Genomic DNA, 16,006 nt, shown 5'->3' on the forward strand with positions numbered 1-16,006 from the left:
TCATATCACGGGTGTGGCGTGACGGCCAGCACGGAAATCGCGCCTCCGCACGGCCACTCGGATGCAGCCCGGCCTCAGGCCAGGAAGAGCGAGACCACATCGTTGCCCAAGCGCCGCCCGAGGAGGGTCGGAACCACGTGATCGCCGTCGATGCGGAGCCAGTCGCGAGCCACGGCGTCGGCAAGCTCGGAGGCGATCGCCGTGCGCGGCAGGCCGGTGCGGGCCTCGAAGTCTGCCAAGGCGAAACCTTCGTGCAGGCGCAGCGCATTGAGCATGTATTCGAATGGCAGGCGACCGCGCTCGACGTCCTCGTCGCCGCCCATTGCGGCCGCGGTGCCGGCGACAGACATCCACGCCGTCGGATGCTTGAGCTTCCAGCGCCGGCGCACGGTCTGCGTGGCGCCGAGGCTGATCTTGCCGTGCGCGCCGGCGCCAATGCCCAGGTAGTCGCCGAAGCGCCAGTAATTGAGGTTGTGCGCGCACTGTCGGCCGGGGCGCGCATAGGCGCTGACCTCGTAGTGGTCGAAACCGGCTTCAGCCAGCATCGCCTGGCAGTGCTCCTGCATGTCCCAGGCGGCGTCCTCGTCAGGAATCGCCTCCGGCGGGCGCGCGGCGAACAGGGTGTTGGGTTCCAGCGTGAGCTGGTAGTGCGAGACGTGCGTGGGCTGCAGTGCGAAGGCGCGCTCGAGGTCGCGCGCGGCGCCGGCCAGGTCCTGGCCCGGCAGCGCGTACATCAGGTCGATGTTGATGTTGTCGTAGCCGGCGTCCTGGGCAAGCTTCACCGCGGCCTCGGCTTCGCGACTGTCGTGGATGCGCCCGAGGCGCCGCAGGCAGCCGTCGTCGAAGCTCTGGATGCCGAAACTGAGCCGGTTCACGCCGGCGGCGAGGTAGCCCTCGAAGCGCCCGTGCTCGGCGGTGCCCGGGTTGGTCTCCAGCGTGATCTCGCAGCCGGGCGCGAAGCGCAGCCGCGCGCTGGCCTGCTGCAGGAAGTCGTCGATGGCATCGGCCGGGAACAGCGACGGCGTACCGCCGCCGAAGAACACGCTGTGCACGGTGCGGCCCCAGGCCAGCGGCAGGTCGTGCTCGAGGTCGGCGATCAGCGCCTGCACGTAGCCGGCGAAGGGCAGGGCGCCGCGCTGTTCGTGCGAATTGAAGTCGCAATAGGGACATTTGCGCACGCACCAGGGCAGGTGCACGTACAGCGACAACGGCGGCGGCACCAGCATGGCCTAGGCCAGTTCGTGCAGGCGGGCGCGCAACAGGGCCAGGGCCCGGCCGCGGTGGCTGATCGCGTTCTTGCGCGTGGCCGGCAGTTCGGCGGCGGTCTGGCCGCTGTCGGGATCCAGGAACAGCGGGTCGTAGCCGAAGCCGCCGTCACCGCGCGGGGCGTGCAGGATGCGGCCGCGCCAGCTGCCCTCGACCACCAGCGGCCGCGGATCGGTGGCATGGCGCAGCAGCACGATGCAGCAGTGGAAGCTGGCGCCGCGGGCGTCGTCGGCCACGCCGTCGAGCTCATGCAGCAGGCGCTCGATGTTGCGCGCGGCGTCGCCGCCGGGTCCGGCATAGCGTGCGGAATACAGGCCGGGCGCGCCGTCGAGGGCGTCCACGCACAGGCCCGAATCGTCGCCCAGCGCCGGCAGGCCGGTGGCCTGCGCCGCGTTGCGGGCCTTCAGCAGGGCGTTCTCGACGAAGCTGAGCCCGGTCTCGTCGATATCCCCGACGCCGAGCTCCGACTGCGCGCGCAGCCTGAAGCCCGCCTCGCCGAGCAGCTCGCGCAGTTCGACCAGCTTGCCGGCGTTGCCGCTGGCCAGCACCAGGTCCATGGCTCAGCCCGCGGCCAGCGCGGCCTGCTGGGCCGCGAACAGTTCGCTGCAGCCCTTGGCCGCGAGCTCCAGCATCGCGTCGAGCTCGTCGCGGCGGAAGGCGTGGCCTTCGGCCGTGCCCTGGAGCTCGATGAACCCGCCGCCGTCGTTCATCACCACGTTCATGTCGGTGTCGCAGTCGCTGTCCTCGGCGTAGTCGAGGTCGAGCACCGGCACGCCGCCGTGGACGCCGACCGAAACCGCGGCCACCGCGCCGTGGACCGGGTCGCGCTTGATGTCGCCGCGCGCCTGCAGCCAGCGCGTCGCGTCGACCAGGGCCACGTAGGCGCCGGTGATCGCGGCGGTGCGGGTGCCGCCATCGGCCTGCAGCACGTCGCAGTCCAGGGTGATGGTGCGCTCGCCCAGGGCGTCGCGGTTCACGCAGGCGCGCAGGCTGCGCCCGATCAGGCGCTGGATTTCCAGGGTGCGCCCGCCCTGCTTGCCGCGCGAGGCCTCGCGGTCGTTGCGGGTGTGGGTGGCGCGCGGAAGCATGCCGTATTCGGCGGTGACCCAGCCGGCGCCCTTGCCGCGCAGGAAGCCCGGCACGCGGTTCTCGACGCTGGCCGTGCACAGCACCCGGGTTTCGCCAAAGGCGACCAGGACCGAACCCTCGGCGTGGCGGGTATAGCCGCGCTGGATGCGCACTTCGCGCATCTGGCCGGCCGCGCGGCCGCTGGGGCGTGGGGTCTGGGACATGTCGATTACCGCTGGAATGGCGCGCGAGTTTACCATCGGCACCCCGATCCACTGGATGCCGGCATGATCCGCAGCATGACCGCCTACGCTTCTGGCGAGCGCACGACCCCGTGGGGCACGCTTGCCTGCGAGCTGCGTGCGGTCAACCACCGCTTCCTCGAGATCGGCATGCGCGCGCCCGACGAACTGCGCGCGCTGGAGCCGCAGCTGCGCGAGCGGATCTCGGCCCGGGTCTCGCGCGGCAAGCTCGATCTGTCGCTGCGCCTGCGCCCTGCCGAGGGCGCGGCATCGCTGCACGTCGACGAGTCGTTGCTCGGCCAGCTGTCCGTGATCGCGCAGGACGCTGGCGCGCGCTTCCCGGGGCTGCGCACACAGTTCATCGACCTCCTCCAGTTCCCGGGCGTGCTGCGCTCGGCCGCGCCGGAGCCGGACGCGCTGCAGGCCGAGCTGCTGGCGCTGCTCGACCAGGTGCTTGGCGAGTTCATCGCCGCGCGCGAGCGCGAGGGCGGCAAGCTGGTGGCAAACATGCTCGAGCGCGTCGACGGCATCGAAGCGCGTGCGGCGGAGGTCCGGACGCTGGTGCCGCTGATCCGCGCAGGGCAGCGCACCAAGCTCGAGGCGCGGCTGGCTGATCTTGCCCAGGCGGCGGATCCGGGTCGCGTCGAGCAGGAGCTGGTGCTGGCGCTGCAGAAACTGGACGTCGACGAGGAGCTTGACCGCCTCGACAGCCACGTCGCCGAGATCCGTCGCGTGCTCGGCCAGCCCGAACCCGCCGGCCGCCGCCTCGACTTCCTGCTGCAGGAGTTCAACCGCGAGGCCAACACCCTGGGTTCGAAGTCGGTCGACGCCCGCACCACCAATATCGCGGTGGAGCTGAAGGTGCTGATCGACCAGGTCCGCGAGCAGGTGCAGAACATTGAGTAGCGGCGACGCCCCGATGCGCGGGACCCTGTTCATGGTCGCGGCGCCGTCGGGCGCCGGGAAGTCGAGCGTCGTCAACGCCTGCCTTGCGCGCGACCCCAACATCAGCCTCTCGGTCTCGTTCACCTCGCGCGCACCGCGTCCGGGCGAGCGCCACGGCGAGCATTACCACTTCGTCGACGACGCGGAATTCCAGCGCATGATCGATGCCGGCGATTTCTTCGAGCATGCCCGCGTCCACGGCGACTGGAAGGGCACTGCGCGGCAGTCGGTCGATCCGCAGCTGGCGGCGGGCCGCGACGTGCTGCTCGAGATCGACTGGCAAGGCGCGCGCCAGGTCCGCGCCGCGGTTCCGGACTCGGTGGGCGTGTTCATCCTGCCGCCTTCGCGCGCCGCGCTCGACCAGCGCATGCGCAAGCGCGGCCAGGACAGCGAGGAGGTCATGGCCCGGCGCCTGGCAGCCGCGCGCGAGGAAATGTCGCACTACGGCGAGTTCGATTTCGTCATCGTCAACGAGGACTTCGATACCGCGGTGGCCGAGATGTGCGCGGTGTTCAGCGCCAGCCGCCTGCGGCGCGAGGCGCAGGCGCGGCGCCACCAGGCGCTCATCCGCGCCCTGCTGGCGGGGGAATGACGCGGCCCGTCCTGCAAGTCACTGATTTTCATTGCGGGTTACTTGTTTCCAGACGGCGCGTGGGGTATCATTTCCGGTTCCTTACACCGCATCGACGGCCCGCCGGCCGCCCGGAGATTTATGGCCCGCATCACCGTTGAGGATTGCCTCCAGGTCATCGACAACCGCTTCGAGCTGGTCATGATGGCCGCCAAGCGCGCCCGCCAGCTTGCCAATGGCGTCGATTCGCAGATCGACAACAGCGAGAACGACGACAAGCCGACCGTGCTGGCGCTGCGCGAAATCGCCGCCCGCCGCATCGATGCCGACTACGTCGAAGCGGTCGAGAAGTCCGAGCGCGAGCGTCGCGAACGCGAAGCGCTGGAATGGGCTGCCGCCGAGGTGGTTGCCGACGACGAGCTCGGCAAGGGCGACGACGCCTGAGCCACCCGCACGCGCGCCAGCTGGCGCGCCGTCGCAGCACCCGCGCTGTCGCATCGACGGCCCCGCCCTGGCGGGGCCGTTCGCGTTCTGGCGAGCGAAGTCGCCTGCTCGGCAACCCGGTCGCTCCATTGCCGCCCTGCGGGCGCCCGCGTACGCTCGCTGCATGAACGCAGCCGAGCTTGCGCTGGTCACCGTGCCGATCCCGGGGGATGAAGAGATCCCGGGATACATGCGCGCGCTCGAGGCCGCCGCCGCCTATCTCCCCGCCGAGCAGATGCGGCTGCTGCGCCGCGCCTGGGCGGTGGGCGCCGCGGCGCACGCCGGCCAGGTGCGGAAGTCCGGCGAACCCTACATCACCCATCCGGTGGCGGTCGCCGGCGTGCTGGCCGAACAGAAGGTCGATCTCGAGACCCTGGTCGCGGCGATCCTGCACGACACCATCGAAGACACGCCGCTGACGCGGGCCGCGCTTGCCAGCGAGTTCGGCGAATCGGTGGCGGAGCTGGTCGAAGGCGTGACCAAGCTCGACAAGCTGCATTTCGCCAGCCGCCGCGAGGCCGACGCCGAAAGCTTCCGCAAGATGATGCTGGCGATGGCGCGGGACCTGCGGGTGATCCTGATCAAGCTCGCCGATCGCCTGCACAACATGCGCACGCTCGGCGCGCAGTCGGGCGAGGCGCGGGCACGCATCGCCCGCGAGACGCTGGAGGTCTACGCACCGATCGCCCAGCGCCTGGGCATGAACCTGATCAAGTCCGAGCTGCAGGACCTGGGCTTCCGCGCGCTGTATCCCATGCGGCACCGGATACTCGACAAGCGCATCCGCACCCAGCCGCAGCTGCGCCGCGAGGCGATGGCCAAGATCGAAGCCCAGCTGGCGCAGCGGCTGACCAAGGAAGGGTTGAACTACCGGCTGGTGAGCCGGGTGAAGTCGCCCTGGAGCATCTACAACAAGATGCGCGCCGAGGCCAAGTCCTTCGCCCAGGTGATCGACGTCTTCGGCTTCCGGCTGATCGTGGGCACGGTTGCCGACTGCTACCACGCGCTCGGCGTGGCGCACTCGGTGTACAAGCCGGTCGACGGCCGCTTCCGCGACTTCATCGCCATCCCCAAGGCCAACGGCTACCAGTCGCTGCATACGGTCCTGTTCGGACCCTACGGTTCACCGATCGAGGTCCAGATCCGGACCGAGGAGATGGATCTGATCGCCGAGCGCGGCATCGCCGCGCACTGGGCCTACAAGCATGGTGGCAGCGGGCCCAACAGCGCCCAGCAGCGTGCGCATACGTGGATTTCCGGGCTGCTGGAGTCGCAAAGCGGCACCGGTTCGTCGCTGGAGTTCCTTGAAAACGTCAAGGTCGACCTGTTCCCCGACGAGGTCTACCTGTTCACGCCCAAGGGCGAGATCATGTCCCTGCCGCGCAACGCCACCGCCGTGGACTTCGCCTATGCCGTGCACACCGATGTCGGCAACCAGGCCGTGGCCGCGCGGGTGGATCGCAAGCTGGTGCCGCTGCGCACGCGTCTGGCCAGCGGGCAGACGGTCGAGGTCGTGACCGCGAAGTCGTCGCTGCCGCGGCCGCAGTGGCTGGAGTTCGTGGTCACCGGCAAGGCGCGCACGGCGATCCGGCAGCAGCTCAAGCAGCTCGAGCACGAGGACGCCGTGCAGCTCGGCCACCGCATGCTCGACAGCGCCCTGGAGGACCTCGACAGCTCGCTCGAGCGCCTGCCCGCGGCCCAGCTCGAGGCCTACCTGGCCGAGCACCGCTACCCGCGGCTGGAGGCCCTGCTGGCCGATGTCGCGCTTGGCAACCGGATGCCGGCGCACGTGGCGCAGTCGCTCAGCCGCAAGGATCCCGCAGGCGCGCGCGCGCACCGCGAGGACCGCATCCTGATCACCGGCGCCGAACGTGGCGTGTTGACCTTCGCCAACTGCTGCATGCCGATCCCGGGCGACGACATCATGGGTTACCACACCGCCGGGCGTGGCGTGATGGTGCATCGGATCGAGTGCCCGAACGTGGCCGAGTACCGCAAGTCGCCCGAACGCTGGGTCGACATCGGCTGGGACCGCGAGGTCAGCGGCGACTACAACGTTGCGCTGCGCTTCCAGGTCGAGAACCGCCCGGGCGTGCTGGCGCAGGTGGCGGCGGCAGTCGCCAAGGCCGACTCCAACATCGATGCGGTGGAGTACCTGGAGCGCGATACCAACGTCTCGGTGATCCAGTTCGCCATCGAAGTGCGCGATCGCACCCACCTGGCCGACGTGATCCGCAAGGTGCGCAGGCTGGGCGTGGTCCATGGCGTGCAGCGCCAGTAGGCCTGCGCTCCATGGCGGCGGGGGCGCCGGGCGGTCATAATCGGCGGCCACTTGAGTCGCAAGGATGTCGCGCATGCCCAGGCAACCCGTCCGCACCGGCGATGCACCCGCCGCGATCGGCCCGTACTCGCAGGCCACGCGCGCCGGCAATACCGTCTTTCTTTCGGGCCAGATCCCGCTGGATCCAGCCACCGGCGAGCTGGTCCCCGGCGATCTCGCCGCCCAGGCGCGTCGCGCCTTCGACAACCTGCGCGCGGTCTGCCAGGCCGGCGGTGGCTCGCTCGACGACGTTGCCCGCGTTGGCCTGTACCTGACCGACCTGTCGCAGTTCGCGGTGGTCAACGCCGTGATGGCCGAGTACTTCAGCGAACCGTATCCCGCGCGTTCGACCATCGAAGTGTCGGCGCTGCCCAAGGGCGCGCAGTTCGAGGTCGACGCGGTGATGGTCCTCGACTGAGGCGTGGCCGCGCGGCGCACGCCGGGTACGCCGGCACCCGGACTGGCGCCGGCCGGTGCGACCGCGCTGTCCACGCTTGCCGGCGTGGGCCCGAAGATCGCTGAAAAGCTCGCCGCGCGCGGCCTGGACACCCTGCAGGACCTCTGGCTGCAGCTTCCGCGTGGCTACGAGGACCGCACCGCGCTGACGCCGATCCGCTTGCTGCAGCCGGGCGTAGCGGCGCAGGTCGAAGGCCGGATCGAGGCCGTTGAGCGGGGATTCCGCTACCGGCCGCTGCTGCGCGTTGCGCTCGGCGACGATTCGCAGGCGACGCTGGTACTGCGCTTCTTCCACTTCCGTGCCGTGCAGGCCGCGCAGTTCCAGCCCGGTGTGCGCGTGCGCGCCTATGGCACGCCGCGACCGGGACAGCGCGGCCTGGAAATCGTGCATCCCAGCTACAGCCTGCTCGATGACGCCGACGAGCCCGGACTCGGCGACCGCCTCGACCCTGTTTATCCCGCGGTGGAGGGCATCGGTCCGGCAGCGATGAAGCGCCTGATCGCACAGGCGCTTGACCGGCTCCCGGGAGACGAGGTGCTCGAACTGCTGCCGCCCGGACTGCTGCGTGCGCACGGCCTGCCGGGCCTGCGCGAGGCGCTGCTCACCGTGCACCGGCCGCCGCGCGATACCGACGTCGACGCGCTGCTTGCCGGCACCCATCCGGCGCAGCGACGGCTGGCGTTCGAGGAATTGCTCGCGCACCACATCAGCATGCGCAGCCAGCGCCTGGCCCGCCAGGCCCATGACGCCACGCCGCTTGCCGACGCCAGCCTTGCCGAACGCCTGCGCGCCAGGCTGCCGTTCGCGCTCACCAAGGCGCAGGAGCGGGTGTTTGCCGAGGTGCGCGCGGACGTGGCGCGGCCGGTGCCGATGCTGCGCCTGGTGCAGGGCGATGTTGGTTCGGGCAAGACCGTGGTCGCGGCGATGGCGGCGCTGATGGCGGTGGCCGATGGCCGCCAGGCGGCGCTGATGGCGCCCACCGAGCTGCTCGCCGAACAGCATCTGGCCAACCTGCGCGGCTGGCTCGAGCCGCTGGGCGTCGAGGTCACCTGGCTGGCGGGCAAGGTCACCGGCCGCGCACGCAGCCGCGCGCTGGCCGAGGTCGCCGACGGCCGCGCGCAGGTGGTGGTCGGTACCCATGCCCTGATGCAGCAGGCGGTGGCCTTCCACGACCTTGCGCTTGCGATCGTCGACGAGCAGCACCGCTTCGGCGTCCACCAGCGCCTGGCCCTGCGCGACAAGGGCGGCGAGGGCGGCCGCGTGCCGCACCAGCTGGTGATGACCGCGACGCCGATCCCGCGGACGCTTGCCATGGCCGCTTATGCCGATCTCGACGTGTCCGCCATCGACGAACTTCCGCCCGGGCGCACGCCGGTACAGACCGTGGTCATGGCCGAGGGCCGCCGCCCGGAGCTGATCGAACGCATCCGTGCCGCCTGCGCCGAAGGCCGCCAGGCGTACTGGGTCTGCACGATCATCGACGAGTCCGACGAAGTGGTCGCGCAGGCCGCGCAGGCGACGTTCGAAGGCTTGTCGGCCGCGCTTCCCGGGCTGCGCGTGGGCCTCGTGCACGGACGCATGAAGGCCGCGGAGAAGCAGGCCGCGATGCGCGCATTCAAGGACGGCGACTCCGGCCTGCTGGTGGCGACCACCGTGATCGAGGTCGGTGTCGACGTGCCCAATGCCTCGCTGATGGTGATCGAGAACGCCGAACGGCTGGGGCTTGCGCAGCTGCACCAGCTGCGCGGGCGGGTGGGGCGGGGCAGCGAGGCCTCCAGCTGCGTGCTGCTCTACCAGGCACCATTGTCGCGCACCGCGCGCGAGCGCCTGGCGACGATGCGCGAAACCGGCGACGGCTTCGTCATCGCCGAAAAGGACCTCGAGCTGCGTGGTCCAGGCGAACTGCTGGGCACGCGCCAGACCGGCCTGGCCGCGTTCCGCGTGGCCGACCTTGCGCGCGACGCGGGAATGCTGCCGCTGGTGCACGAGCTCGGCGAAGGGCTGTTGCAGGATCATCCGGCGGTGGCCGCAGGCCTGGTCGCGCGCTGGGTCGGCGGGGCGGCCCGGTACGCTTCGGCCTGATCGGGGATAATCGGGCGATGGACGAACGCATTCCGCTGTTGATCGATACCGACCCGGGCGTCGATGACGCACTGGCCCTGCTGATGGCCTTCGCCGATCCGCGGCACGAGGTCGTGGGACTGACCATCGCCGCCGGCAACGTCGGCTTGCAGCACACCGTCGCCAATGCCCTGAAACTGTGCGAGGTGCTGGGTCGCGACGACGTCCCGGTGTTCGCCGGCTGCGACCGCCCGCTGCTGCACCCCGCGCCGGACGCCGCCAACGTGCACGGCCGCGACGGTTTCGGAGACGTCGGCCTGGCGCCGGCCACGCGCGGCGCGGAGCCACGCCACGCCGCCGAAGCCATCATCGAACTCTCGCACCGGTACGACGGCCGCCTGCTGCTGGTGGCGCTGGGACCGCTGACCAACGTCGCGCTCGCGCTGCGCCTGGACCCGACGCTGCCCTCGCGCGTGGCGCGGCTGGTGGTGATGGGCGGCGCGGTCACCGGACGCGGCAACATCACGCCATCGGCCGAATTCAACGTGTTCTTTGATCCCGAAGCGGCGCACATCGTGTTCGAGGCCTTCGAGCGCTTCGATCTCTGCGACTGGGAGGCGACCATCGCCCATGGCTTCCTCCACGCCGACGTCGAGCGCTGGCTGGCGGCGCCGGGTCCGGTCGCCGCGTTCTACGAGGCTGTGTCGCGGCATACGCGGCTCTGGTCGGCCGACGCCCGCGGCGAGCGCTGGCATTCCGCCGATTCACTGGCCATGGCCATGGCGCTGTGTCCCGACGGCGTGCTTGAGGCGGAGGAGCGCCCGTTCGAAGTCGTGCTGGGGCATTCAGCCGCCCGTGGCGCGACGCTGGTGGACTGGCAGCGCCAGCTGGGGCGTCCGGACCGGGCGCGGATCCTGCTTCGCTACGACCAGGCGGCCTACGAAGCGCAGGTGCGCGATTGTCTCGCCTGAAGGCTTGCGGGCCGTTCTGCTGCCGGCTATAATGCCGCTCTTCCCTCGATCACTCTGGTGCCCGCCATGAAGGCCGACATCCATCCCGAATACCGCGACGTCGTCTTCCAGGACGTGACCTCGGACTTCAAGATCCTCACGCGTTCCACGCTCTCCAGCAAAGAGACCGTGAAGTGGGAGGACGGCAATGAATATCCGCTTGTCAAGATCGAAGTCTCCTCGGCTTCGCATCCGTTCTACACCGGCCAGAACAAGCTGATGGACACCAGCGGTCGCGTCGACAAGTTCCGCAAGCGCTACGCCAAGTAAGCGCGGGCAAGAGCGCACGCCCCGACGGCCACCGCAAGGTGGCCGTCGTCGTTTCCGGCGCACGCCGCTATGCGATAATTGCCGCATCGCGGCAAAGCCGCGATCCGCCTGATTCCCCGACCGCCCGCGCCCACCGCGCCGGCGCGGGACGCCAAGAAGGAGTGCGAGAGTGTCCGCCAACCAGAACACGGCCGGCAGCGAGCCGTCCATCGCCACCGTCCAGGTCGACGGCACGTCCGTCGAGCTGCCGGTCATCAAGCCCACCCTCGGCAACGAGTGCATCGACATCGCGAAGCTGCCCAAGGCCACCGGGCGCTTCACTTACGATTCCGGCTTCACCGCGACTGCCAGCTGCAAGTCCGCCATCACCTATATCGACGGCGACGAGGGCGTGCTGCTGTACCGCGGCTACCCGATCGAGCAGCTGGCCGAGCACTCGAACTTCCTCGAGGTCGCCTATCTGCTGATGAACGGCGAGCTGCCGAACCAGGCCGAAATGGCCGCGTTCGACCACGACGTCACCCATCACACGATGATGCACGAGGCGTTCAAGAGCTTCATCGGCGGCTTCCGCCACGACGCCCATCCGATGGCGATGCTGGTCGGCATGCTCGGCTCGATGGCGAGCTTCTACCACAACGACCTCGACTACGACGACCCGCAGCAGCGCCGCCTGGCCGGGATCCGGCTGATCGCCAAGCTGCCGACCATAGCCGCCGCCTGCCACCGCTACTCGATGGGCTGGCCGCTGAGCTACCCGCGCAACGACCTCGGCTACGTCGAACGCTTCCTGCACATGATGTTCGAGTTGCCCAGCGGCCCGCTTGAGCTGCCGCCGGTCGCCGCCAAGGCGCTCGACCTGCTGTTCATCCTGCACGCCGACCACGAGCAGAACGCGTCGACCTCGACCGTGCGCCTGGTCGGTTCCACCGGTGCAAACCCGTATGCGTGCATCGCCGCGGGCGTGGCCGCGCTGTGGGGTCCGGCACACGGCGGCGCCAACGAAGCCGTGCTCAAGATGCTGGGCGACATCGGCGACGTGAAGAACGTGCAGTCCGCGGTCGATCGCGCCAAGGACAAGGAGTCGGGCTTCCGCCTGATGGGCTTCGGCCACCGTGTCTACAAGAACTTCGACCCGCGCGCGAAGATCATCCGCGAGATGACCCACAAGGTGCTGGGCGAGCTCGGCGTCGACGACCCGATGCTCGAGGTCGCGATGCGCCTGGAAGAGGCCGCGCTGAAAGACGACTACTTCGTGCAGCGCAAGCTGTACCCGAACGTCGATTTCTACAGCGGCATCATCTACAAGGCGCTGAAGATCCCGACCGAGATGTTCACGGTGATGTTCGCGATCGCGCGCACCGCCGGCTGGGTCTCGCACTGGCTGGAACAGCAGACCGATCCCGAGTTCAAGATCGGCCGCCCGCGGCAGATCTACACCGGTGCGGCTTCGCGCGACTACGTGGCCACTGACAAGCGCTGACACCTGTCCTCGACGCGCTGCACGCAAAACGCCCCGCATCCGCGGGGCGTTTTGCGTTCCCGTGCAGGAAATTCCGACATGGACGCCGGTCCTGCACGGATGGTGCGTCGTTGCGCCGGCGCTGAAGATGAGCTGCAGCCGCGCACCCGGCACCCCGCCAACGCGGATCACTCTCCAGGGAAGGAGCACACCATGCGCATCAAAACGCAATTCACAGCCGTCATGGCGGCGGCACTGCTGGCGTCCGCGGCATTTGCCGTCCCGGCGCAGGAACTGGAGGTGCGCAAAGGCGTCGTCACGGCGATGCAGCCCACCGACGTGCAGGCACCGGTCGTCAGCACGTCGACCAAGCGGCAACTTGGCGGAATGCTGGGCCGTGCACTCGGCCAGGCGGTCGGTGGACGCGGTGGGCAGGCCTATGAGCTGACCCTGGCGGCGGGGAGCCTCGGCGCCGACATCGCGTCCAGCGATGCGGGGGCGGCAGGGCGCGGCAACTACCTGCTCACGGTGCGCTTCGATGACGCTTCGGAGTCGGCATTCACGCGACGCGGCGAGCAGCTCGCCCGCATCCGGGTTGGCAGTCGGGTGAAGGTGGTCGGTACGGGAGACTCGGTCACGCTGCTCGCCGAATAGCCCCTTGCCTTATCGCTGCGGGGCGCTGGATCCGAAGCCGGCGACTCCGTCCGCGGCGAGCAGTTCCTGCAGCTGGGCATGTGAGGCGCGCCGCATCGGCCGTTCATCAGTGCCCGACAGCGGCGCCTGGCGCAGTGTGTCCAGCGGCAACACGGTCAGGTCGAAGGCCAGGCCGTCGGCGCTGAAGGTCCAGACCGGCGCGTCGTAGTCTCGCGTCCGGTCCAGGCGCATGCGACGCGAGCTTGCCTCGGCCGGAATGCCGGCGTCGGCCAGGACGCGCGTGACCTCGTCGGCGTCGTCGGCGTGCAGGTGCAGCGACACTGCGGTGTGTCCGTCTGCGGTGCCGTCGAGCACGCGGCCGACCAGGCGTGGCTGGAAAGGCTCGAAGAAGGCGAGTGCCTGCAGCGCCGCTTCGCGGCGCATGCGCAGGGTGTCGGCCTGCGCGTCGCCCACGAACAGGCGCTGGTATTCTCGCAGCGCATCCTCGACTTCGCGGTTGCGCGGCAGCGATGCGTCGTCGCGGATGCCCAGGCGGTCGGCGGCCTTGAGCTTGGCCTGGTGGTAGTCGCCGATGCCGCCTTCGGCCATCAGCCTGGCGGCTTCCTGTGCGAGCCGATGGCGGCGTTCACGGGTGTTTCGCTCGGCGTGCTGTCGGGCGCGGCGCATGCAGGGTCTCCATGCTGACCCCGCAAGCCTAGCCGATGCGCGCGTCAGAAAATGTCGAAGGCCTCTTCGGCCGGCATCTCGTCGTCGAAGTCGTCAAACGTGGCCTCCATTCGCTCGAGGTCCTCGGCCTTCACCCATTCGGTGATCCCGCCCTCGCCGGCCGGCAGCAGGCGGCCACTGGCGCTGACCGAAACCTTGACCATGCCCTCCGGAGGCTCGTTGGCCGCGATCGGCACGCCGTCCAGCGCCGAGCGCATGTAGTCGATCCAGATCGGCAGCGCCGACCGGCCGCCGTACTCGCGCCTGCCAAGCGAGCGGTTGTCGTCGCGGCCCACCCAGACCACGGTGACCAGGTTGCCGCCGAAGCCGGAGAACCAGGCGTCGCGATGGTCGTTGGTGGAGCCGGTCTTGCCGCCAACGTCCTCACGTCCCAATACCTTGGCCTGGGTGCCGGTGCCGCGCTGGACCACGTCGCGCATCATCGACACCAGCTGGTAGGCAACGCGCGGGTCGATCGCGCGCGGCGCGATCACGGCATCCGGACCGGGTTGCTGCGCGGGCTCTTCGGCGCTGGTGTCCGCAATCACTTCCGGTGCGGGCAGCGACGGGCCGAGGTTGAAGCCGTCGACGACGGTGGACGGCACGCCCGGCTTGCCGCCGGCGCCACAGCTGCGGCACGCCACAGCCGGATTCTCCTTGAAGATCACCTGGCCGTCGCGGTCGCGGACTTCGTCGATGTACCAGGGCGTGACCAGGAAGCCGCCGTTGGCGAATACGCTGTAGCCGCGTGCGATATCCAGCGGTGCGAGTGACGGCGTGCCCAGCGAGATCGACAGGTTCGGTGGCAGCTCGGATTCGTCGAAGCCCATGTGGCTGATGTAGCGGCGCGCGTAATCCACGCCGATGGCATCGAGCAGCCGCACCGAAACCAGATTGCGCGATCGCACCAGTGCTTCGCGCAGGCGCATCGGGCCGACGAACCTGCCGTCGTCGTTCTGCGGCCTCCAGTCCTGGCCGCGGCGCATGCGGAACACCACCGGGGCGTCGGGCACGATGGATGCCGGATTGAAGCCGCGTTCGAAGGCGGCGGCGTAGATGAAGGGCTTGAAGCTCGAGCCCGGCTGGCGGCGCGCCTGCGTCGCGCGGTTGAACTTCTGCCCGGCGAAGCTGAAGCCGCCGACCAGCGCCCGCAGCGCGCCGTTGTCGGGCTCCAGCGAGACCAGCGTCGCCTGCGCGCGCGGCAGCTGGTCCAGCTGCCACGTCGGCCTGGCGTCTGCCGCTGGTGGCTCGCCGTCCTTGCCCTTGGGCTCGATGCGGCGCACGCGCGTGAGGTCGCCGCGCTTGAGGAGCGCGGCCGGGTTGCGCCCGGTCCAACGGCTCGAAGCGGCGTCCAGCGTGATCACGGTGGCGTCGGCCAGCACCACGTCGGCGGTGCCGCCGTCGGCGCGCAGCACCACCGCCGGCAGGAGCCCGCCCTGCGCGAAGATCCCGCGCAGGCGTGCGGCGGCAGTCGCGGCATCCTCATCGTCGGCCAGTTCGAAGCTCTGCTCGACCTTGGACCAGCCATGGCGATGGTCGTAGGTCGAAAGCCCGCTGCGCACCGACTGGTCGGCGGCGGCCTGCATCACCGGGTCGATGGTCGTGGTGACGTGGTAACCACGTGTCAGCACGTCGCCGCCGTAGCGCGCGATCATTTCCTGGCGGACCATCTCGGCAACGTAGGGCGCGTAGACCTCGACCGGACGCTCGTGCGGACGCGCGTGCATTTCCACCGCCTGCGCCGCGGTCGCCCGCTCGCGGGTGATGAAGCCCAGGTCGGCCATGCGCTCGAGCACGTAGTCGCGACGGATCTGCGCGCGCTCGGGATTGGAGATCGGGTTGCCGCTCGATGGGAACTTGGGGATCGCCGCCAACGCGGCGACCTCGTCGAGGTCGAGCTCGGCCAGCTTCTTGCCGTAGTAGAACTCGGCGGCGGCGGCGATGCCGTAGGCGCGGTTGCCGAAAAAACTCTTGTTGAGGTAAAGCTCGAAGATCTCGTCCTTGCTCAGCTCGCGCTCCATCTTCATCGCCAGCAGCATTTCCTCGAACTTGCGGCTGAAGCTGTATTCCGAGCTCAGGTAGAACTGCCGCGCCACCTGCTGGGTGATCGTGGAACCGCCTGGAACGCGCTCGTCGCTGGTCGTGGCCAGCAGCCAGATCGCGCGCGCCACGCCCTTGTAGTCGACGCCCCCGTGCTCGTAGAAGCGGTTGTCCTCGATCGCGACGAAGGCCTGCTTGACCGCGTCAGGAACCTCGGCGATGTCCACCGGGTAGCGTCGCATTTCGCCGAACAGCGCCATCAGCCGGCCGTCGTTGGCGTAGACGTACATCGGTTCCTGCAGTTCGATGGTGCGCAGGCTCTCGACCTCCGGCAGGCGCGAGGACACGACGTAGTAGAGTGTGCCCGCAGCAAGCAGGCCGAGGACGGTGGCAAGTGCGGCCAGCAGCAGCAGCCAGCGAAACAGACGACGAAAGCGTGACATCGGATTGAT

The 16,006-nt window shown here is 69.6% G+C and carries 15 protein-coding genes; 10 read left to right on the top strand and 5 right to left on the bottom strand.

Going from position 1 to position 16,006, the window contains the following annotated elements:
• Positions 1 to 74 precede the first annotated feature (74 nt).
• Genes hemW through rph form a run of 3 tightly spaced genes read right to left on the bottom strand, consistent with a single transcriptional unit; the run spans position 75 to position 2,558 of the window.
• Positions 75 to 1,226 (bottom strand): radical SAM family heme chaperone HemW, encoded by a 1,152-nt coding sequence (hemW, locus tag WCE37_RS08920; RefSeq protein ID WP_343279039.1) that lies wholly within the window; start codon positions 1,224 to 1,226, stop codon positions 75 to 77.
• A gap of 3 nt (positions 1,227 to 1,229) precedes the next feature.
• Positions 1,230 to 1,823, bottom strand: coding sequence for an RdgB/HAM1 family non-canonical purine NTP pyrophosphatase (rdgB, locus tag WCE37_RS08925; protein WP_343279040.1), 594 nt, complete (start codon positions 1,821 to 1,823; stop codon positions 1,230 to 1,232).
• A gap of 3 nt (positions 1,824 to 1,826) precedes the next feature.
• A complete protein-coding gene (rph, locus tag WCE37_RS08930) occupies positions 1,827 to 2,558 on the bottom strand; it encodes a ribonuclease PH (RefSeq protein ID WP_343279041.1) in 732 nt (243 codons plus the stop codon).
• Positions 2,559 to 2,621: 63 nt separating this feature from the next.
• Here rph and WCE37_RS08935 point away from each other — a divergent pair, with 63 nt between their 5' ends.
• From WCE37_RS08935 to WCE37_RS08980, 10 genes are all read left to right on the top strand, one after another.
• A complete protein-coding gene (locus tag WCE37_RS08935) occupies positions 2,622 to 3,482 on the top strand; it encodes a YicC/YloC family endoribonuclease (protein WP_343279042.1) in 861 nt (286 codons plus the stop codon).
• 13 nt (positions 3,483 to 3,495) lie between these two features.
• Complete coding sequence (gene gmk, locus WCE37_RS08940; protein WP_343279043.1) at positions 3,496 to 4,113, top strand: guanylate kinase; 618 nt, start codon at positions 3,496 to 3,498, stop codon at positions 4,111 to 4,113.
• Between the two features lie 120 nt (positions 4,114 to 4,233).
• The gene (gene rpoZ / locus WCE37_RS08945; RefSeq protein WP_343254714.1) at positions 4,234 to 4,536 is read left to right on the top strand and encodes a DNA-directed RNA polymerase subunit omega; all 303 of its coding nucleotides are present in this window, start codon (positions 4,234 to 4,236) and stop codon (positions 4,534 to 4,536) included.
• Positions 4,537 to 4,699: 163 nt separating this feature from the next.
• On the top strand, positions 4,700 to 6,856 hold the full coding sequence (locus WCE37_RS08950) for a bifunctional (p)ppGpp synthetase/guanosine-3',5'-bis(diphosphate) 3'-pyrophosphohydrolase (protein ID WP_343279044.1): 2,157 nt from the start codon (positions 4,700 to 4,702) through the stop codon (positions 6,854 to 6,856).
• Between the two features lie 73 nt (positions 6,857 to 6,929).
• Positions 6,930 to 7,313, top strand: a complete 384-nt coding sequence (locus WCE37_RS08955) for a RidA family protein (RefSeq protein WP_343279045.1) — start codon at positions 6,930 to 6,932, stop codon at positions 7,311 to 7,313.
• Between the two features lie 3 nt (positions 7,314 to 7,316).
• Positions 7,317 to 9,434: an ATP-dependent DNA helicase RecG gene (gene recG / locus WCE37_RS08960; RefSeq protein ID WP_343279046.1), complete on the top strand. Its 2,118-nt coding sequence runs from the start codon at positions 7,317 to 7,319 to the stop codon at positions 9,432 to 9,434.
• 17 nt (positions 9,435 to 9,451) lie between these two features.
• Positions 9,452 to 10,384, top strand: coding sequence for a nucleoside hydrolase (locus WCE37_RS08965; protein WP_343279047.1), 933 nt, complete (start codon positions 9,452 to 9,454; stop codon positions 10,382 to 10,384).
• 66 nt (positions 10,385 to 10,450) lie between these two features.
• Positions 10,451 to 10,693, top strand: coding sequence for a type B 50S ribosomal protein L31 (locus tag WCE37_RS08970; protein WP_343254709.1), 243 nt, complete (start codon positions 10,451 to 10,453; stop codon positions 10,691 to 10,693).
• Between the two features lie 208 nt (positions 10,694 to 10,901).
• Positions 10,902 to 12,176 (top strand): citrate synthase, encoded by a 1,275-nt coding sequence (locus tag WCE37_RS08975; RefSeq protein WP_343279180.1) that lies wholly within the window; start codon positions 10,902 to 10,904, stop codon positions 12,174 to 12,176.
• A gap of 192 nt (positions 12,177 to 12,368) precedes the next feature.
• Positions 12,369 to 12,809, top strand: a complete 441-nt coding sequence (locus tag WCE37_RS08980; protein ID WP_343279048.1) for a hypothetical protein — start codon at positions 12,369 to 12,371, stop codon at positions 12,807 to 12,809.
• Between the two features lie 9 nt (positions 12,810 to 12,818).
• Here the strand turns inward: WCE37_RS08980 and WCE37_RS08985 are convergent, their stop codons facing one another.
• Positions 12,819 to 13,475, bottom strand: coding sequence for a hypothetical protein (locus tag WCE37_RS08985; RefSeq protein WP_343279049.1), 657 nt, complete (start codon positions 13,473 to 13,475; stop codon positions 12,819 to 12,821).
• Positions 13,476 to 13,519: 44 nt separating this feature from the next.
• A complete protein-coding gene (locus WCE37_RS08990) occupies positions 13,520 to 15,997 on the bottom strand; it encodes a penicillin-binding protein 1A (RefSeq protein WP_343279050.1) in 2,478 nt (825 codons plus the stop codon).
• Positions 15,998 to 16,006: the final 9 nt, after the last annotated feature.

Origin of the sequence: Luteimonas sp. MJ250 (genome assembly GCF_039548455.1) — a bacterium.
GTDB lineage: Bacteria > Pseudomonadota > Gammaproteobacteria > Xanthomonadales > Xanthomonadaceae > Luteimonas.